This window comes from Nannocystis pusilla (assembly GCF_026626665.1).
Classification (GTDB): domain Bacteria; phylum Myxococcota_A; class Polyangia; order Nannocystales; family Nannocystaceae; genus Nannocystis; species Nannocystis pusilla.
The window spans coordinates 2,707,758-2,727,534 of record NZ_JAPNKE010000002.1; the positions used below are offsets into that span (position 1 = coordinate 2,707,758).

The 19,777-nt window shown below is 71.5% G+C and carries 14 protein-coding genes; 6 read left to right on the forward strand and 8 right to left on the reverse strand.

What is annotated here, in order from left to right:
- The first annotated feature begins 263 nt into the window (after positions 1–263).
- From OV079_RS11810 to OV079_RS11820, 3 genes are all read left to right on the forward strand, one after another.
- The gene (locus OV079_RS11810; RefSeq protein ID WP_267768312.1) at positions 264–1,016 is read left to right on the forward strand and encodes a lysophospholipid acyltransferase family protein; all 753 of its coding nucleotides are present in this window, start codon (positions 264–266) and stop codon (positions 1,014–1,016) included.
- A 107-nt stretch (positions 1,017–1,123) separates the two neighbouring features.
- Entirely contained in the window at positions 1,124–2,662 is a 1,539-nt protein-coding gene (proS, locus tag OV079_RS11815) for a proline--tRNA ligase (RefSeq protein WP_267768313.1), read from the forward strand.
- A gap of 206 nt (positions 2,663–2,868) precedes the next feature.
- The gene (locus OV079_RS11820; protein WP_267768315.1) at positions 2,869–3,792 is read left to right on the forward strand and encodes a hypothetical protein; all 924 of its coding nucleotides are present in this window, start codon (positions 2,869–2,871) and stop codon (positions 3,790–3,792) included.
- A gap of 95 nt (positions 3,793–3,887) precedes the next feature.
- Here OV079_RS11820 and OV079_RS11825 read toward each other — a convergent pair whose 3' ends face one another.
- The 5 genes from OV079_RS11825 to era all read right to left on the reverse strand — a co-directional run bounded on the left by OV079_RS11825 (position 3,888) and on the right by era (position 10,049).
- On the reverse strand, positions 3,888–5,558 hold the full coding sequence (locus OV079_RS11825; protein ID WP_267768316.1) for a vWA domain-containing protein: 1,671 nt from the start codon (positions 5,556–5,558) through the stop codon (positions 3,888–3,890).
- A 215-nt stretch (positions 5,559–5,773) separates the two neighbouring features.
- Entirely contained in the window at positions 5,774–7,444 is a 1,671-nt protein-coding gene (locus OV079_RS11830) for a vWA domain-containing protein (protein ID WP_267768317.1), read from the reverse strand.
- A 195-nt stretch (positions 7,445–7,639) separates the two neighbouring features.
- Positions 7,640–9,112: a ribosome biogenesis GTPase Der gene (gene der / locus OV079_RS11835; protein WP_267768319.1), complete on the reverse strand. Its 1,473-nt coding sequence runs from the start codon at positions 9,110–9,112 to the stop codon at positions 7,640–7,642.
- Positions 9,109–9,252: a hypothetical protein gene (locus OV079_RS11840; RefSeq protein WP_267768321.1), complete on the reverse strand. Its 144-nt coding sequence runs from the start codon at positions 9,250–9,252 to the stop codon at positions 9,109–9,111. The genes der and OV079_RS11840 overlap by 4 nt, the downstream gene beginning before the upstream one ends.
- Positions 9,222–10,049 carry a GTPase Era gene (gene era / locus OV079_RS11845; protein ID WP_267768323.1) on the reverse strand — a complete coding sequence of 276 codons (828 nt, stop codon included), beginning with the start codon at positions 10,047–10,049 and terminating at the stop codon, positions 9,222–9,224. Before era ends, OV079_RS11840 begins: the two co-directional genes overlap by 31 nt.
- Positions 10,050–10,263: 214 nt before the next feature.
- On the opposite strand from era, the gene OV079_RS11850 reads away from it, so the two are divergent.
- The 3 genes from OV079_RS11850 (at position 10,264) to OV079_RS11860 (ending at position 12,619) form a co-directional block, all read left to right on the forward strand.
- Positions 10,264–10,611 carry a PilZ domain-containing protein gene (locus OV079_RS11850; RefSeq protein ID WP_267707539.1) on the forward strand — a complete coding sequence of 116 codons (348 nt, stop codon included), beginning with the start codon at positions 10,264–10,266 and terminating at the stop codon, positions 10,609–10,611.
- A 58-nt stretch (positions 10,612–10,669) separates the two neighbouring features.
- Positions 10,670–11,032, forward strand: coding sequence for a hypothetical protein (locus OV079_RS11855; protein WP_267768326.1), 363 nt, complete (start codon positions 10,670–10,672; stop codon positions 11,030–11,032).
- 84 nt (positions 11,033–11,116) lie between these two features.
- Positions 11,117–12,619 (forward strand): hypothetical protein, encoded by a 1,503-nt coding sequence (locus tag OV079_RS11860; RefSeq protein WP_267768328.1) that lies wholly within the window; start codon positions 11,117–11,119, stop codon positions 12,617–12,619.
- Positions 12,620–12,929: 310 nt separating this feature from the next.
- Here OV079_RS11860 and OV079_RS11865 read toward each other — a convergent pair whose 3' ends face one another.
- The 3 genes from OV079_RS11865 to OV079_RS11875 all read right to left on the reverse strand — a co-directional run bounded on the left by OV079_RS11865 (position 12,930) and on the right by OV079_RS11875 (position 19,764).
- Entirely contained in the window at positions 12,930–13,787 is an 858-nt protein-coding gene (locus tag OV079_RS11865) for a PAS domain-containing protein (RefSeq protein ID WP_267768330.1), read from the reverse strand.
- A gap of 96 nt (positions 13,788–13,883) precedes the next feature.
- Entirely contained in the window at positions 13,884–17,318 is a 3,435-nt protein-coding gene (locus OV079_RS11870; RefSeq protein ID WP_267768331.1) for an efflux RND transporter permease subunit, read from the reverse strand.
- A gap of 76 nt (positions 17,319–17,394) precedes the next feature.
- Positions 17,395–19,764, reverse strand: a complete 2,370-nt coding sequence (locus tag OV079_RS11875; RefSeq protein ID WP_267768333.1) for an efflux RND transporter permease subunit — start codon at positions 19,762–19,764, stop codon at positions 17,395–17,397.
- Positions 19,765–19,777 lie beyond the last annotated feature (13 nt).

Genomic DNA, 19,777 nt, shown 5'->3' on the forward strand with positions numbered 1-19,777 from the left:
TTGGGAGTCGGGAGTGCGTGTGCCGGCCCGCGGGGAAGATGGGCCACGCGGTCGGCGGTCGCACGACCGACCCCTCGTTGAAAACGGCTTGGGTTGACGGCGCCACGGATGGTGCCAGGTGGTTTCCCCCGCCGCGCGTGCTCGCCCGCCGCTCGCAACGCCGCGGCGCGAAGGCGGCCTGCGCGGCCCGCGGCGCTTGGCACGTCGAAAGGCTCGTGGCATGACGGCAACCTCCCGTTTCAGGGCCCGCCTGCATGCCGCGCATGTCCGCTTCGCGCACCATCATCCTGTCCGTCTGGACGTACTTGCTGATCTTCGGCCTCGGCGGCCTCGCCTTCTGTCTGCAGTGCGTGCTCGCCCCGCTCACCTGGCCTTTCGACCATGGCCGAAGGATCACGGGGCGGCTGTTCCGGCTGGCGGCCATCGGCGTCACCAAGCTCAACCCGCTGTGGGACTTCCGCGTCTTCCAGCCGCTGCCGCCCTACCGTCCGCGGCGCACGGTCGTGGTCAGCAATCACTGCTCGCAGACCGACCCGTTCCTCATCTCGCACCTGCCGTGGGAGATGAAGTGGCTGGGCAAGGCCTCGCTGTTCAAGGTGCCGGTCCTCGGCTGGGCGATGTTCCTCGCCGGCGACATCCCGGTGGTGCGAGGCGACCGCGGGTCGGCCAAGGGGGCGATGGCGCGGTGCCGGCGGTACCTCATGCGCGACACGCCGGTGATGATCTTCCCCGAGGGCACGCGCGCGCTCGGCGACGAGATGGGGCCGTTCAAGGACGGCGCCTTCCACCTGGCCATCGAGACCGGCGCCGACGTCCTGCCGATGGCGGTCGCCGGCACCGCCGCGGCGCTGCGCAAGCACGACTGGCGTTTCGGCCAGGCCCGGGCCTATGTGGCGGTCGGGACCCCGATCTCGACCCGCGGCCTCACGCTCGAGGACCTGCCGGCGCTCAAGGAGCAGGTGCGGGCCGAGATCGTGGCCCTGCGCCAGCAGATCACGCCGCTCACCGGCCCCTGAGGTCGGGCGCTCGCTTCAGGTCCCCCGGCCCCGGCGCCGCGCCCGTGTGCGCGAGGGCGTGACGTCGCGGGCTTGCCACCTCGCCGCGCGCTCGGCATCCTCCGCGCATGAAACAGGGCGCCCGAGCGGAGCAGCAAGAGGATCAGGTCGGCAAGGCAGGCGGGAAGATCACCCCGCGCGAGACCGACTACCCGCAGTGGTACCAGGACGTCATCCGCGAGGCGGAGCTGGCCGAGCCGGCCAAGGTCGTCAAGGGCTGCATGGTCATCAAGCCGCACGGCTACGCCATCTGGGAGAAGATTCAGCGCGACCTCGACGGCCGCTTCAAGGCGACGGGCCACCAGAACGCCTACTTCCCGCTGCTCGTGCCGCAGAGCTTCATCACCAAGGAGGCCGAGCACGTCGAGGGCTTCTCGCCCGAGCTCGCGGTCGTCACCCACGCCGGCGGTGAGAAGCTCGAGGAGCCCTACATCATCCGCCCGACCAGCGAGACGATCATCGGCTACTTCTTCTCGCGCTGGATCGAGAGCTACCGCGACCTGCCGCTGCTGGTGAACCAGTGGGCCAACGTCATGCGCTGGGAGAAGCGCACGCGGATGTTCCTGCGCACCACCGAGTTCCTGTGGCAGGAGGGCCACACCGCCCACTCGACGCACGAGGAGGCGCAGGCCGAGGTCATGCGCATGCTCGACGTCTACGGCGACTTCGCCGAGCAGGTCATGGCGATGCCGGTGATCCGCGGCATCAAGACCGACAGCGAGCGGTTCGCCGGCGCGGTGCAGACGACCTGCATCGAGGCGCTGATGCAGGACGGCAAGGCGCTGCAGGCCGGCACCAGCCACGACCTCGGGCAGAACTTCGGCAAGGCGTTCAACGTCATGTTCCAGACCGAGGCCGGCGGCCGCGACTACGTGTGGCAGACGTCGTGGGGCGTCAGCACGCGCCTGGTCGGCGGGGTCATCATGACGCACGCCGACGACAGCGGCCTGGTGCTGCCGCCGCGCGTCGCCCCGATCCACGTCGTCATCGTCCCGATCTACAAGAACGACGAGGAGCGCTCGCAGGTGCTGGCGGCCGCCGAGTCGATCCGCGCCCAGCTGGCCGACGTCGACCTCGCCCCGCCGCGCAGCCGCCACCGCGACTTCATCGAGGTCGTGATCGACGACCGCGACCTGCGGCCCGGCAACAAGTTCTACATGTGGGAGCGCAAGGGCGTGCCGGTGCGCGTCGAGCTCGGGCCGAAGGACCTCGCCAAGGGCCAGGTCTGCGTCAAGATGCGGGTCGACACCGCGGCCGGGCGCGGCAAGGAGTTCATCGCCCAGAACGAGTTCGTCGCCACCATCAAGGAGCGGCTCGACCGCTTCCAGGACGAGCTGCTGCGGATCGCCCGCGATCGCCTGCAGGAGCGCTCGCGCACCATCGACACCTGGGACGAGTTCCTGGCCGCGTTCGCCGGCGAGAAGAGCACGTTCGCCTGGTGCCACTGGGACGGCACGCGCGAGACCGAGGCCAAGATCAAGGAGCAGACGCGGGTCACGATCCGCTGCATCCCCCTGCCCGGCTACGGCCCCGCGCCCGAGGAGGGCCGCTGCGTGTTCTCCGGCAACCCGAGCGCGCGCCGGGTGCTGATGGCCAAGGCGTACTGAGCTGTCCGTTCGGACAGGCGGCCCCCGCCGACCTGTCTCTTCGGTCATGTCGTCGGACGGCGTCCCGGACCGCGCGCGAAATCGTCGGCGCCCCGGGACGCTCGGGCGCGCGGAGCCGCTCGCATCGCCCCCGCGCAGATCTTGCCGGCGCGGACGCGCGCGCACCTGGGGCGCCTCCTCGCCGCCGGATCGCCGACAATGATCGCGTGCGCGTCTGGCCGGTCCTGCTGCTGCTCTCGTGCTCGCGGCCCAACCCGCTGTTCTTCGTCGGCGGCGCGAGCGGCGACATGTCTTCGGGGACAGATCCGGCCACCACCGCCGCCTCGACCACGGACATCGGCACCACGGCGCCCTCGACCACCGCGGTGACGACGTCGACTCCGACGACCGGCACCACCGGCGAACCCTTCACCACCGGCGAGCCCTCCACCACCACCCTCTCCTCGACCACGGGCGACGAGCACCCGGCCTGCGGCCCGTTCTCCGAGCAGCGCCTCATCCTCGACCCGCCGCTGCCCGAGCCGCAGTGCGTCGCGGTCACCGAGTACTTCGGCAAGGTCACCAAGACGGACGACGACGGCACCATCGCCCTCTGCGCCGACGCCCTCTGCGCCCTGTGCCCTCTCAGCGTCCCGCTCGACCCGGACCTGGCGCTCTACGTCGACGACGGCGACTGCCTGCGGGTCGCGCACCAGGGCCAGTGGGCGCCGGGCGACCCCGAGGCGCCCACGGGCTGCAAGACCACCGCCATCGCCCTCTTCGACGACGCCAGCATCTTCCCGCTGTACGCCGCGTCGTCGCGGGTGGTCGACGCGCCGGGCTTCCTCGACTCGGCCGTCCGCCTCGACGTCGAGCGCGAGGCCGGGACGGTGTGTGCCTGCGCGGCGGACGACTGCTGTCTCGAAGGACAGGCCGAGCGCCTGCGCCTCGGCTTCACCGACCACGGCGAGCCGGTCGGCACCCTCGGGCCGGACGAGCTCGCGGCCGTCGACCTCGAGGGCGTGGGCTACGTGGTCGCGGTCATCCGCGCCCACACCAAGGGCTACTTCGACGCGCTGACCCAGCGCTGCGTCGCCGACCCCGAGACCGACTTCGTCGACTGGCACATGCTGCGCGTCGACGGCCCGTGAGCGAAGGACATGTCCTCGGGGACATCTCGCGCCCGCCGAGACGCGCGAGGCGCCCTCGCACCGGCGAGCGCGCCTCGTCGCGGACGTCGCCCGGCTCACAGCATCGGGCAGTCCTGGCCGGGCTTCGGCGACAGCTCGCAGGTGGCCTGGATGGTGGTGCCGGCGGGCGCGGGCGCGCTGCGGACGAGCTTGAACTCGAGGTTGAAGCCCTCGCCGACGCAGTACGGGTCCATGTCGTCGAGCTCGCTCGGGGTCTGACCGCCGCGGTCGATCAGCTCGGCGAAGCAGGCCGTCTCGCCGGCGGGGGCGACCCACTCGCCGTCGACCTCGTCGCAGTGCGGGATCTCCTGGCGGGTGTCCTCGGCGGCGTTGATCTCGGTCAGCACGCACGAGGGGTCGACCACCGGCGTGCTCGGGTCGATGTCCTTGACGCACTTCGTCATGCAGGCCGGCTTGATCTGCTCCTCGAGCTTCTTGGCGATCTCACGCAGCGCCTCGGAGTAGTCGTCCTGGCAGATCGAGAACAGGTTGCGATCCTCGCCGACCTGGAACGCCTCGGCGAACTCGCGCTCGCGCACCGGCGGGACGGCCGTCTGCGGCTTGTCGGGATCCACCGGGTTGGCCAGCGTGCAGCCGGCGCCGATGCCGAAGAGGTCCTGGAACTCGGGATCGTCCGAGTCCTGGTAGACGATGTCGGTGTCGCTCGCCTCGTAGCCGGGCGGCACGCCGGCGATCAGCGCGACCAGCACCTCCTGGTCGGGCTGCTTCATCTTCTTGTCGTCCTCGAGCTTCTGCAGGAAGTTGACGTACTTCGCGAGCGGCTGCAGCACGGCCTGGTCGTCGGGCACGCCCTCGGTGCCGTCGACGCCGAAGTTCGCCGAGTGGCAGTCGGCGTACGTCGGCCCGGCGCCGTCACACTTCACGCCGGCGTTGAAGCACACCGCGCTGGTCGCCTGCGGGTCGTCGGGGTTCGACCAGAAGGTCTTGTTGGTGGTGAAGATCTCGCCGAACTCGGGGTTGTAGGAGCAGTCGAGCTCGTCGGTGATGAAGACCACCGAGAGGATCGCCTGGTCGCGCAGGAAGCCGTAGTTGGTCGGCGAGTCTTCGTGGCTGGCCTGCGCCAGCGCGAGGTACATCGACTCGAGGTGCGACTCCATGCCGCAACCCGAGACGCCCTGCGGGCCGAAGCACTGGAACGCCTCCACCGTGCTCACGTCGTCGGGCAGGTTCGTGCGCCCCTCGATGCGCTCGATCCACCGGCGCGGCGCCACCTCGCCGTCGGAGTACTGCGTCTCGGTCGGCTTGATCCGGTCGGTCAGGGCCGCGTCGTCGAGCTTGCAGTAGTCGCTGCAGGCGTAACCGTAGTCGTCCATGTTGAAGGTGAAGTCGCCGAGCGCCATGCGATCGAGGCAGCTCGACAGCACCAGCTTGCCGCCCTCGGGCTTGGTCTGGGCCGACTTGCACAGCGGGTTGCCCGAGTCGGTGGTGGTGATGCCGATCCGGTAGTTCGCGTCGACGTCCTCGCGCTCGAGCACGCCGATGAACGCCTCGAAGTTCTTCGACAGCGTGGCCTGCTCGTCCGCCATCGAGCCCGAGTTGTCGATGACGAACAGGATGTCGACGTCCTTGTTGATCTGGACGTTGACGGTCTCGTCGTCGACCTGGGTCTTGTCGTACGTGACCTGCTTGACCGGGTGTTCGAGACAGCCGGCGAGGAGACCGGTGACGAGGGGGAGCGAGACGATAAGGGCGGAGCGGAGCGACATCGGAACCTCCGCGGCTCTCGATGCGTCTCCCAGGCCACGGCGGAAGCGCTGGAGTTTCGCGCAGTTGCGCCGGGGGCCCGAGGCAACGGGGTTGCGAGGTTGCAGGCGCTTCGACAACCAAGTTGGCGCAAACCCCGGCCGTCCCTGCGCCCGAAAAGCGAGAAGGCGCCCTCGCCTCGCGGCGGGAGCGCCTCCATCGTCGAGCGAGCCGAGGCTCAGAGCATCGGGCAGTCGTTGCCCGGGTTCGGCGACAGCTCGCAGGCCGCCGAGATGGTCGTGCCGGCCGGCGCCGCGGAGGTGCGGATCAGCAAGAACTCGAGGTTGTAGCCCTCGGCCACGCACTCCTCCGACAGGTTGTCGATGTCGCTCGGCGTCTCGTTGCCCGGATCGATGAGCTCGACGAAGCACGCGGTCTCACCGGCCGGGGCCGTCCACGCGCCGTTGACCTCGTCGCACGGCACGATCTCCTTGCGCGACATGGTGGCGGCGTTGTCCTCGAAGATCTGGCAGTTCGGCTGCAGGATGGGGTCCGACGGATCGGTGTCCTTGACGCACTTGGTCATGCACGCCGGCTTGATCTGGTCGCGGATCTTGTTGGCGATCGCCTCGAGGGCGCCCGAGTAGTCGTCCTGGCAGATCGAGAACAGGTTGCGGTCGCCGCCGACCTGGAACGCCTCGGCGAACTCGCGCTCGCGCACCGGCGGCATCGCGGTCTGCGTCTCGCCGCCCATCGGCGTGAAGGTGCAGCCCTTGCCGATGCCGAACAGCTCGTTCTCGGCCGGATCGGGCTCGTCCTCGTAGATGATGTCGCTTCCGGCCTGCATCTTGTCGTAGCCCGGGGGCACGCCGGCGATGAGCGCGACCAGGACCTCCTGGTTGAGGTCGAAGGTCTGCTTCTGATCCTCGAGGTTCTGCACGAAGTTGACGTACTTCGACAGCGGCTGCAGCACGGCCTTGTCGTCGGCCACGTCGACGTTGCCTTCGATGTCGTAGTTGGCCGAGCGGCAGCTGTCGTACTGCGGGCCCGCGCCCTCGCACTTCACGCCGGCGTTGAAGCACACGGCGGAGGTGGCGTCGGGGCGGTCCGGGTTCTCCCAGAACACCTTGTTGTCCTTGAAGATCGCGTCGAATGCGGGGACGTGCGAGCAGTCGAGCTCGTCCGTGATGAACACGATCGAGAGGATCGCGGCGTCGCGGATGAAGCCGTAGTTGGTGGTCGAGGTCTCCTGACCGGCCAGGGCCAGCGCCTTGTACATCGACTCGAGGTGCTGCTCGAAGCCGCAGCCCGACACGCCCTGCGGCCCGAAGCACTGGAAGGCCTGGATCGTGCTGACGCCCTCGGGGAGGTTGGTCTCACCCTCGATGCGCTCGATCCAGCTGCGCGGCGCCTTCTCGCCGTTGGAGTACTGCGTCTCCGTCGGCTTGATCTGCAGTTGGTCGTCGGTGAGCTCGCAGACGTCCGTGCAGGCCGCGCTGGAGTCCTCCATGTTGAACGTGAAGTCGCCGAGCGCCACGCGATCGACGCAGCTCGACAGCACCAGCTTGCCGCCCTCGGGCTTGGTCTGGGCGGCCGGACAGCGCGGGTTGCCGCTGTCGGTCGTCGTGATGCCGATGCGGTAGTTGGCGTTCACGTCCTCCGCCTCGAGCACGTTGATGAACGCGGCGAAGTTCTTGGCGAGCAGCGCCTGCTCGTCGGCCATCGACCCGGAGTTGTCGATGACGAACAGGATGTCGACGTCCTTGTTGATCGCGATGGCGACGTTCTCTTGCGCCTCGGAGCTCTTGTCGTAGAGCACCTTCTTGATCGGGTGCTCGAGGCAGGCGGTGAGCGCCAGGGCAGCGCCGGCGGTGAGCGAGAGACGACTCAGGGAAGTAACGCGCGACATGAGGGTTCTCCAGGAGGCCGGAGGGCGGACGGTGTGCCCTACCATCGCAAAGGTGGCCCCGGCTTGTAAAGTCCGCGAACACTCCAGGGGATGGGGGCGCGAGCGGCGGCAGTCTGCGCGCGAGCGCCCGGCGCTCTCACATGGGGTCCGGCCGTCACCCATTTGAGACACCGAGCTCGAAGCGCCTGTCGTGACTCACTCGGCGGTCTTGTTCGCGCCCCGGCCCCGCTCGCTGTTGGTGCGCCCGCGGGCGCGAACCACGAGCCGCACGGGGATGCCGCGCAGGTTCCACCGGGTCCGGAAGCGGCGCAGCAGGTAGCGCTCGTAGGACGCCGGGAGGCAGCGCCCGTGGTTGGCCGAAATGACGATGAGCGGGGGATCGCTCTCGGCCTGGGTGGCGAACAGCAGTTTTACCGGTTTTGGCCCGAACATCGGCGGCGAGTGCTCGGCGACGGCGGCGGCCAGCTCGGCGTTGAGATCCGCGGTGGAGATGTGCTTGCCCAGCGCGCGCGCGGTGAGCAGGCAGGCCTCCATGAGCTCGCCGAGGCCGCGCGCGTGCCCCTGCCCCGCGTCGCGCCCGGCGCCGGTGATCGAGGTCTTGATGATGTAGGGCCGCTCGAGGAACTGCAGCTCCTCCTCGGCCTGGACCTGCACGGCGTGCGCGGCCTTCTTGTCGCGCGCGACGAGATCCCACTTGTTGAGGCAGACGACCACGCCCTTGCCGCGCTCGTGGGCCATGCGGGCCAGGCGCTGGTCCTGGTCGGTGACCCCCACGCTGGCGTCGACGATCAGCGCGACCACCTGGGTCCGCTCCATCGTCCGGATCGCCTTGATCGCGGCCAGCTTCTCCATGGCCCGCTCGATCTGCTTGCGCCGCCGCAGCCCGGCGGTGTCGATGAGGACGATCGGCTGCTTGTTGAACTCGAACGGCAGGTCGATCGGGTCGCGGGTGGTGCCGGCCTCGGCGTTGACGATCACCCGCGGCTCGCGGAGGAGCGCGTTGATGAGGCTCGACTTGCCGGCGTTGGGGCGGCCCATGAAGGCCACGCGCGTGCCGACCAGGGTGCTGGCGATCGCGCCCTCGAGCGCCGGCTGCTGGACCTGCGAGAGCACCGTGTCGTGCAGCTCGACGGCGTTGCGCCCGTGCGCGGCGGACACGGCGAGGATCGGGAAGCCGAGCTCGTGCGCGCCCTGGGCCGCGATCTCGAGCGTCGGGTTGTCGCACTTGTTGACGACCACCAGCACCGGCCGGCCCGAGCGGCGCAGGATGTCGGCGATCTCGCGGTCGTCGGCGACGATACCGTCCATGGCGTCGACGACGAACAGGATGAGGTCGCTCTCCTCGATCGCGATCTCGGCCTGGACGCGGATCTGACCGCCCAACGACTCGTCCTCGAAGTCGAGGCCGCCGGTGTCGACGATGACGTAGCTCTTGCCGTCGTGGTTGACGACGCCGTACAGGCGGTCGCGCGTGACGCCCGGGCGATCCTCGACGATGGCCCTGCGCGCGCCCACGAGGCGGTTGAAGAGCGTCGACTTGCCGACGTTCGGCCGGCCGACGATCGCCACCACGCTGGTGCGGCGGCCCGCGTCGGCGCTCGGCGCCGGCTCGCCCTCGGTGAATTCCTCGCCTGGCCCTTCGACCAGCTCGTCGTCGTGCTCGCTCATGACAGGCCTCCCACGGGCGCGTGCAGGCCGAGGCGCTGCATCAGCGCCGGGTCGCGGGTCCAGTTCGGGGTCACCTTGACCTCGAGGTAGAGTTCACAGGGCCGCCCGGTCAGCTCGGCGATCGCCCGCCGGGCCGACATCGAGATGGCCTTGATGGTCTCGGCGCCGCGGCCGATGACCATCGGCTTCGGCTCTCGCGCTCGACGTGGACGCTGGCGTGGACGATGTCCCGCGGCGGCTTGCGCTGCTCCTTGAACGACTCGACGGTGACGGCGCAGCAGTACGGCAGCTCGTCGCGCAGGTGGTCGAACAGGGCCGCGCGCACGCGCTCGCCGGCGTGCCAGCGGACGGCGCGGTCGCTCAGCTGATCCTCGGGGAACAGCGGCTCGGCGACCGGCAGGGCGGCGACGACGTGCTCGCGCAGCTGCTTCAGGCCCTCGCCCGCGGTGGCGCTGATCGGGATGAGCGCGGTGAACGGGTGCAGCGTCGACCACTTGTGGAGGATGGGCAGCAGCAGCGCCTTGTCCTCGATGCGGTCGCATTTGGTCAGCACGAGGGCGATCGGGCGCCCGGCCTCGGCGATCGAGGTGAGCGCGGCCGTGGCGGCCGGGCCCGGCTCCCACGCCTCGGCCGCGGCGATGTCGGCCAGCAGCGGCGCCTCGGCGAGCATGAGCACCAGGTCGACCGCCTGCGCCCCGCGCAGCGCCTCGTCGACCATGAACTTGTTGAGCGCCGACTTGGCGCGGTGAATGCCGGGGGTGTCGACCAGCACGGCCTGAAAGCCCGGCTCGGACCACACGCCGAGCAGGCGCTCGCGGGTGGTCTGGGGGAAGCGGGTGGCGACGGCGAGGTCGCTGCCGACCAGGGCGTTCAAGAGGGTCGACTTGCCGACGTTCGGCCGCCCGCACAGCGCGACGGTACCTGCCCGAAAGGACATCTCATCAGCGGACTCTGGCGTCCGATCGGTTTCCATGGCCAAAAGTCCGGGCTTTATGGGGGATGGCGACAGCCGACGCAAGCGCGCGGCGCGACCGGCGGGCAGACCTCGCGCACGCGCGCAGAAAACACACTGACACGCCGTAGTTCTTGACACACCCCGGCGCACATGTAGGATATTTGTGTTCATGCACCGACCCGGCGATCCTCCGACCATGCGTGTCGCCCAGGAACGCCGTGGCTCGTCGCGGATCGACAAGGTCTTCCCAGTGCTCGTCTTTTCGGAGGAGGTCGGGGAGCAGTGGTGCGTCGCCCGCAACATCTCCGAGACCGGCATGTTCATCGAGATGCCGGAGCCGCTGCCGCTGCGGACGAAGGTGATCATCCGCTTCCAGATGCCGGGCGACGAGGCCGCGATCTGCGCGATCGCGCGCATCCAGAACCACTACTACCTCCAATACGCCGGGACCGACGGCCTGCGCGCGCTGACCGGCGCCGGGCTGCGCTTCCTCCGCTTCGTCCCCGAGATCGGCGCGCCTGTCCCCGAGGACCGGCTGCACTGAGCCGTGGGCAGGCAGCGTGACAGATCGGGGATCTCCCTGCCCTTGGTACCCAGCCCGCATGCCACGGCGCGCCCTGCTCCTTTCGACCCTGGTCGCCGCCTGCGCCGGTGAGCCGCAGGTCGAGGTCCTGACCCGCTCGTCGGCCGACACGCTGCAGGCCCAGGCCTGGGCCGACCGCTTCGAGCTGTGGTTCGCCCAGGCCGCGGCCCTCGCCGACGGCGAGCTCGACGCCGCCGTCGCGGAGCTGCCCGTCGACGAGCCCGAGCTGGCCCGCGCGCCCAAGCGCAGAAGGCCGCGCCGCCGCGCGAGTCCGATGGGGCAGGTCCCGAGGAACAGGAACTTTCCGACAGGGTCGATGCGCCAGGTATCGAGGGCCAGCCGGTCGCGCCGCCGACCACCGCCGACGAGCTCGCGCGGGTGATCGCGGCGCTGCGCGACGGGCCGCACCGCGACCTCGGGCCGCTGGCGCGCGCTGGCGGCCGCGCCGGCGTCGCTGTGGCCGGCCGTGCGGGCCGAGCTGCTGGCGCCGCGGACCGCCCGCAAGGCCGACTACAAGGCGATGCTCTCGGTGATCGGCGGCGACGTGCCGAACCGCTACGGGCACTTCGAGCTGGCGTGGAAGAAGGCCCACGGCCACCACGGGGTCAAGCTGTCGGAGGACTGGTTCACCGACCTGCTGGCCCTGCCGTCGCGCCAGGTGTCGAAGGTGCTGCGGCCGATCTACCGCGACTGCGTGATCCAGGCGGCGCTGCTGCGCGCGGCGTCGTCGATCGGCGCCGAGCCGGCGCGCACCGACGAGGTCGTCGAGGTGCTGCTGGCGGCCGCGTACCTGCACGAGAGCACGTTCCGCGACGAGGTCGGGCGGGCGATCCGCCGCCTCGGCGATCCGGCCCTGCCCGGCCTGCTGCGGCGCTCGGTCCGTCCGCCCCTGCCCGCCGACGAGGGCGAGGCGCAGGTGGTCAAGGACTCGGTCGCTTACCGCACCGCGGAGTACGCCGGCTACCAGATCGATCGCATGGACCGGGCCCACCCGCGCAAGGCGCTGCAGGCGGTCAGCGACGATCCGGCGCGGCTCGCCGAGCTGCTCGCGGCCTACGGCATGGTCCGCTCGGGCGACGCGGCCGGGCCGCTGCTCGACTTCGTCGACGCCGCGATCCCGCCGGTCCGCGAGGCCGCGCGCCAGGCGTTCTTGGCGTACGTGTCCGGGCCGGCGCCGCGGGCCGAACGCAAGCTGCTGCGCTTCGTCGGCGGCGGCACCGGCGAGTCGGCGGCCCAGCTCACCTACCGCGATCTGGCCCGGATCGCGATCATGAGCCGGATCGCCTCCAATCACCCCGAGCTCGCCGAGCCCGACTGCCGCTCGGCGCCGAAGGACAGCGTGTTCGCCGAGGCCTGCGAGGCCCAGCCGGAGCGGCTGGCGCGGTCGTACTTCGAGCGCCTCGACGACGGTCGACGCGAGCGCGAGCGGGCCGAGATCGCGGCGGCGCTGCGCGAGCCCGATCGCGCGGCCGCGATCGCGATCCTCGACCGCCTGCTCGCCGACGATCCCGGCCTCAGCGCGCGCCGAGCTGGTGCCGACCTACGAGCAGGCCGCCGCCGAGGCGGCCGCCGCCGGCGATCTGGCGCTCGGGGCCCGCCTGTGGCGCAAGAGCGCCGCCCTGCTGGAAGACGTCGAGCCCGGCCGCGCCGACGCGCTGCGGGTGCGGGCGCTCCTGGCCGAGGCCGACCTCGCGGGCACCGAGGAGGGTCGGCGCATGCTGCTGGCCACCGCCGCCGAACTGGCGCCGGAGGACCCCGAGCTGCAGACGCGCCTCACCGCCAGCGTCGAGCGGCCAGAGATCGCGGCGACGGAGATCCGCACACGCCTGGCCTACGGGACAGGTCTCGCGGTCGGCGGCCTGTCGCTGCTGCTCGGCCTCGGCGGGCTGTTCACCCGCTCGCGCGCGCGCTCGTGAGCGGGCGCGCGCCGGCGCGTCGCGGTCCTGGCCTACGGGACAGGTCTCGCTAGTGGCGGGCGCGACCCAGCCTGTCGCTGCTGCTCGGCCTCGGCGGGCTGTTCACCCGCTCGCGCGCGCGCTCGTGAGCGGGCGCGCGCCGGTGCGTCGCGGTCCTGGCCCATGGGACAGATCCCGCGGCTGGCGGGCGCGACCCGGTCTGTCGACGAGCTCGCGCACGCCGAGGCCGAGCGCCCGCGGCGATCCGGCGGGTCGCCTCGGGCGCGAGCCCGCATGACCTCTGGGACATGCTTCCCGGAACATGTCCTTCAGGGCATGCTTTGAAAGCATGCCCTTGAGCACATGTCTGCGAGGACACCTCGCTCAGCGGCGCGTCGCGCCGCGGCCGAGCACCTCGGTGACGGCCTCGCGCATGGTGGCGAAGATGGCGACGCCGCTCCAGTCGGCGTCGAGGCCGACCATCGCCTGCGCGACCTCCGGGCGGATGCCGGTGACGAGCACGCGGGTGCCGAGCAGGCGGGCGGCGCGGACCGACTGCAGCAGGCCGGCGGCGACCTGGGCGTCGACCGAGCGCACGCCGGTGACGTCGAGGATGGCCGCGCGGGCCCGGTACTCGGCCACGCCGTCGAGCAGCGCCTGCATGATCGCGCGGCCGCGTTCGCGGTCGATGCTGCCGATCAGCGGCAGCGCGATCACGTTGTCGGCGATCGGGACGATCGGGGTCGACAGCTCGTCGAGGACCGAGCGCTGGACCTCGATGATCTGCTGCTGCAGGGCGTTGCGCTCCTCCTCGGCCCGGCGCCGCTCGCTGATGTCGGTGGCGATGCCGCCGAGGCCGTAGAGCTGGCCGCGCGCGTCGTAGATCGGGAACTTGACCGACAGGTAGACGTGCATGCCGTCGGCCTGCGGGATGAGCTCCTCGACCTCCTGCGGCGCGCCGCTCTCGCACACCCGCAGGTCGTTGCGACGGTTCTGCTCGCCGGCCTCGGGGCCGAAGATGTCGTGATCGGTCTTGCCGAGCAGGCCGCCGGGCTGGGCGCCCGCCAGGCGCTCGTAGGTCTGGTTGCACACGGTCAGCCGACCCTCGGTGTCCTTCACGAAGATCACCGCGGGGCAGTTCCTGATGACGGCCGTGAGCAGCTCGTTGCGCTCGCGCAGCGCGGCGTTCTCGGCGAGGAGCGCCGCGAGCTCGGGCGAGGAGTCAGGGCTGGAGGCAGACATGGGCCTCGACAACTATCCCCGCGAACCCCCGGTCAGGTGGTCTTTCTGCGCGCCGACGGACGTTGGCGGTCACACGGCGCGCAAGTTCGAGTTCGCTCACCGCGCGACGCGTCGCCACACCGAACGGCCCGCGCGGGCCATGTCGTCGATCAAACTGTAGGTGGCTGGCAGGAAGACCAGCGTCATCACCGTACTCGATGCCAGTCCGCCTACGAGGATCAGCGCAATGGCGTGATAGTAGACGCCTGCAAGCGTGGGGTGGTGGATCAGCATCGGCACCAGGCCGAGCACCGTCGTGCCCGCCGTCATCAAAATGGGGCGCAGGCGATCGGCTCCGGCCGCGGCGAGCGCCGCGTCGCGGGTCATGCCCGCGGCCCGCAGCTGGATCGCGCGGTCGATCAGCATGATGCCGTTGTTCACGGCGATGCCGATGAGGATAAAGAGGCCGATCATCGCCGTCGTGTCGACGGTCGTGCCGGTCCACCACATCAGCCACGGCGCGCCGACGCAGCCGAGCAGGCAGGTGGCGAGGATCGCGAACGGCTGCAGGAAGCTCTCGAACAGCGAGGCCATCACCGCGTAGACGAGCAGCAGGCACAGGCCGAGGTCGATCAGGACCTCGACGTTCGAGCGCTGCGTGCGACCCCAGCGCGACCACTCGCCGCTGCTGTAGCCGGCCGGGAACACGAAGCTCTCCATCGCCTTCTTGACGAGCTCGCGGTTCTTCTCCGGCTCGGGGGTGAAGAAGCGGGCCTTGACCTTGACCTGGGTCTCGCGGTCGAGGCGCTGGATGAAGAACGGGCTGCGGGTCGGCGCGAGCGCGGCGATGCCGCCGACGGTGACCTCGCCGCCGTCGGCCAGCGGGATCGGCAGGTCGCGCAGCTCCTCGAGCGTGGGCCCGTCCCCCGCCCCGCCCGTGCGGTTGCCGGCCGACAGGCGCAGCTCGATCTGGCCCTCGGGGCTGCGCACCTGGCCGAGCGGCGTGCCCTGGAACGCGGTCTGGATCAGGCGGGCGACGTCGTCGGCGCGCAGGCCGTAGCGGCGCAGCAGGGCGCCGTCGAGTCGGACGTGGAGCTCGCGCGAGCCCTCGTCGTAGGGGCCGGTCACGGTGTCGACGCCGCCCGACTCGGGGTTGTCGGCGCTGCCGCGCGGCAGGGTCGCGCGCAGGTGCGTGGCTGCCTTTTCGGCCAGGTCCATGAGGACACCCATGTCCTCGCCCTTGATCGCCAGCTCGATCTCGTGGCGGTCCGGGTTGCCGCGCATCTGCCCGCGGTTGTTCTCGCCGACCAGGTAGCGCACGCCGGCCTGCTCGGGCAGCGCCTGCTTGACCGTCTTGGTGAACGCCTCGGCGTCGGCCTCGGAGTCGGCGCGGGCGATCGGGTGGACGTCGCAGCGGGCCCAGAAGTCGGAGTAGGCGCACGACACGTGGGTGACCGCGAGCGCGTCCTTCTTGGCCAGGATCGCCTCCTCGACCACGCGCACGCGCTCGCCGATCTCCTTGTAGCCGGGGCTGCCGACGAACTGCATGCTGACCTCGACCCAGTCGGGCTTCGGGTCGAGGTCGGACAGGTTGAAGGTGAGCAGCCGCGCCGGGACCACTGCGCTGGCGGCGACGCCCAGGCCGAGCACCAGCGCGGTCCGGCGGAACCGCAAGGTGAGCGCGATCAGGCGCCCGTAGGCGGCGGTCAGCGGGCCGAGGATGCGGCCGCTGCGACCTGTCCCTTGGGCCACCCCGCCGCGCTTCAAGATCGTCGGCATCACCAGCGGCACCAGCGTCTGGCTGACGAACAGGCTGCACAGCAGGACGATGGCGAAGGTGAGGCCGAGCGGGGCCAGCAGCGCGCTCATCGGGTTGGCCGGGTCGCCGAACACCAGCGGCAGGAACACGATCACGCTCGACAGCGTCGAGGCCACCGTGGCCAGGCCGACCTCGCGCCCGCCGGCGCGCACGGCCGCGCGAGCCGGCAGCCCGCGCTGGGCCTGCAGCTCGATCGCCTCGGTGATGACGACCGCGTTGTCGACCAGCATGCCGACGCCGAGCACGAGGCCGAGCAGGACGATGCAGTTGAGCTCCTCGCCGCGGATGAGGAGCACCCCGCAGGTGGCCAGGATCGTCAGCGGGATGCACAGGGCCGCCACCAGCGTGACGCCCCAGCGGCGCAGGAACAGCCACAGCATGGCCACGCCGAGCACGCCGCCGTAGATGCCGGTGTCGCGCAGGTCGGCCAGCGTCTTGAGGATGATCTTGCCCTGGTCGTGATAGACGACCGCCGAGATGCCGCCGAGCCGCGGGCTGGCCTGCAGCTCCTCGACCACGCCGTTCACCGCGCGGGCGACGTCGACCGGGCTGGCCCCGGCGTCGGCGTAGACCGAGAGATCGACGCCCAGGCGGCCGTCGAGGCTGCGGAAGTTGCGGTTCTCTCGCGGGTGGACCTCGACCCGCGCGACCTCGCCGACGCGCGCCGGCGGGGTCGCGCCAGTCTGGCCGACCGCGGACGCGGTGGCCGGGGCGACGCCCGCCCCCACCGGCGTGCTGGTGTAGACGCCCGGGCCGACGCTGGCGGTGTTGCTGCGCGCGCCGACGCCCTGCGGGCCCTGAGCCGCCAGCGACGCGGTGGCCGAGACCGCCGGCGCGGCCGCGGTTGCAGCTGTCCCGGAGGACATGCTCGAAGAGGCAGCCGTGGTCGCGGTCGAAGAATTAGGGGTGCGCGGCGCCGTGGTCGTCGCGCTGGCAGCCGCGGCCCCTGCCCCGCGGCTACGGGCCACCGGCAGGGCCGCGAACGCCTGTGGGTCGGCGTCGACCGGCGGGGCGCGCACGCCGGGCTGGGTCGCGTCCTCGCGCAGGACGCCGAGGCTGCGGCCTTGCCGGGCCTCGCGCACGGCGGTGCTGACGGCCTGCGCGGACACGCCGGCGCGGCGCAGGGCCTCGAGGTCGAGGGCCACCTCGAGCTCGCGCGGCTCGACGCCCTCGAGCTCGACGCGCGAGACGCCGGGAATGCGCTCGATCGGCCGCACCACGTGGCGCTCGATCAGATCGTACGAGCGCGTCAGGTCGCTGTCGCTGGCGAGGCGCAGCTTGACCACCGCGTCGTCGGAGCGGCCCCACGAGTCGAGGGTGACGCGCGTGATCGCGTCCGGCAGGGTGCCGCGGATGCGGTCGAAGCGCTCGCGGATCTCGGCCTTGCGGGCGGCGATGTCGGTGCCGGCGACGAACTCGAGGTTGACGCGCACGCCCCAGCCGCCGCTGCCGACCTGGATCCGCTGCAGCCCGCGCAGGCCGGCCATCGCCTCCTCGACCGGGCGGATGATCTCGCGCTCGACCAGCTCGGGGCTGGTGCGCTGGAGGTTGATGCGCAGCGACACGCGCGCGGTGCCGCCGGCTGGCAGGAAGGCCAGCGGCAGGCGGGCGGTGGCGATCGCGCCGAGGACCAGGATCGCCAGCAGCAGCATCCCGATCATCACCGGGCGGTCGAGCGCGAGGTCGCTGAGGCTGGCGCGGCCGGCGATCTGAGGGCCTGCCTTGGCGGACATGTCCTCCGCGCCAGGGCCGATCGGACCTGCGTTCGGGGACATGTCCTCGGAGCCAGGCCGCCGGTCCGCGCTCACGTCAGTCCTCCCCCGCCATGTCGGCCCAGGCGTCCTGGCGCTTGCCGGGCAGCAGGCTGTACAGGCACGGGATCACGACCAGGGTCAGCAGGGTCGCCCCGGTCAGGCCGCCGATGACCGTGACCGCGAGCGGCTGGCGCAGGGCCGCCCCGTCGCCGACGCCGGCCGCCATCGGCAACAGACCGAGCACGGTCGTCGCGGTGGTCATGATGATCGGCCGCAGCCGCAGTCGGCCGGCCTCGAGCAGCGCCGGCCCGACCGCCATGCCCTGGCCGCGGCGGTAGTTGACGGTGTTGACGAGGACGATCGCGTTGTTCACGACGATGCCGCCGAGGATGATCGCCCCCATCCCGACCATCGCCGAGATCGGGGTGCCGGTCAGCACGCAGGCCCAGGCGACCCCGACCACCGCCAGCGGGACGGTGCCCATGATCAGCAGCGGGTGGTGCAGGCTCTCGAAGCTCGAAGCCATCACCACGTAGATGAGGAATACGGCGATAAGTGCCGCAAACATCATGCTTTTCATCGACCCACCGAGCGACTCGGCCTGGCCGCCGAGCTCGGCCTGGACGCGGCCGTCGCCGGGGTCGTGCTCGGCGAGGACGTCCTCGACGCGGGCCGCCACCGTGCCGAGGTCCTCACCGGTGAGGCGGGCGCGGATCCGCAGGCCGCGGCGCCCGTCGAGGTGCCGGATCTCCGCGGGGCCTGTCCCTTCGATCAGGTCGGCGACCGCGGCCACGGTGACCGGGACGTCGCCGATCACGGCGACCGCGATCTTGCCGACATCGGCGGCGCGGGTGCGGTCGACCTGCGGCAGCTGCACGCGGACGTCGAGCTGGCGGTCGGCCGCGTGCATCTTGGTCGCGATCTCGCCCTGGACCGCGCGCTGGACCGCGAGCGCGGCCGCGTCGACGCCGAGGCCCAGGCGGCTGAGGCGCTCGCGGTCGAAGTCGACGCGGACCTCGGGGCGGCCGGCGAGGTCGTCGGGGGCGACGTCTGCGAGGCCCTCGATGGCCCGCAGATCGGGCAGCAGCGCCAGCGCGTGGGCGATCGCGCGCTCGGGCTCCTCGCTGAAGATCCGGACCTCGATCGGGGCATCGAACGAGAACAGCGCCGGTCGGCCGAGCCGCAGCGTGGCCTCGGGGTCGGCCGCGGCGCCGGCCATCGCCAGCATCAGCGCCTCCTCGAGCGCGGCCTCCTCCGGCGCCGGCAGGCCCGGGTGCAGGCGCACGTTGACCTGGGCCAGGTGGGTGCCTGAGACCGTGCCGGTGGCGCTGTCGCCGGCGGTCATGCTGCCGACGCGGGCGAACACCTGCGCGACCGCCTCGTCGTGCTCGACCGCGGCCGCGACCCGGCGGGCCACGTCGGCCGTGCGTTCGAGCGAGCTGCCCTGCGGCAGCGAGATCTGGACGAAGAACTCGCCCTGCTGGATCTCCGGCAGCAGCGTGCTGCCGAGGCTCTGCAGCTGCTGGAACGCCAGCACGCACAGCGCCACCGCCAGCGCCACCACGGTGAAGCGCCAGCGCAGCGCCGCCTTCAGCGCCACCGGGTAGGCGCGCTCGATCGCCGCGTAGGCGGCCGACAGCGGCGCGGTCAGGACCTTGAGGACATGTCCGATCGCCCATGTCGCAAAGCGCAGGCCGCGGAACACCAGCGCGAACGGGGCCAGCAGCCAGGCCAGCAGCGAGCGCGGGGCCGGCTCGCCGGCGTCGTCCCCTGCCCCGCCGCCCAGGCTCTGCAGCACCGGCACCAGGGTCAGGCTGACGAACATCGACGACACGATGCTGAGCGACACCGTGTAGGCCAGGTCGCGGATCAGGCGGCCGGCCACGCCCTCGACGAAGGCCATCGGCAGGAACACGGCCACGGTCGTCAGCGTGGACGCGATCACCGACGCCGCGACCTCGGTGGCGCCGCGGATCGCCGTGCTGCCGGCGGCGCCGTGCGGGTCGCGCTCGCGCACGCGGGCGATCGACTCGAGCACGACGATGCTGTTGTCGACCAGCATGCCGACGCCGAGCGCCAGGCCGCCGAGGCTCATCAGGTTGAGGCTGACGCCCAGCATCTGCAGCGGCACGAAGGTGACCAGCAGCGAGATCGGGATGGCCGCGGCGATGACCAGGGTGGCCCGCAGGTCGCGGAGGAAGAACAGCAGGACCAGCACCGCCAGGGCCCCGCCGAGCAGGGTGTTGCTCTGGACCTCGGCGATCGCCGACTCGATGAAGGCGGCCTGGTCGCTGAGCACCAGCACCTTTTGACCTGACCCGAGGGACAGCTCGGGCAGCGCGCCCTGGACCGCCTGCGACACCGCCACGGTGTTGGCGTCGCCCTCGCGGTAGACGGCCAGCTCGACCGCCTCGCGGCCGGCCACCAGCGCCAGCTCT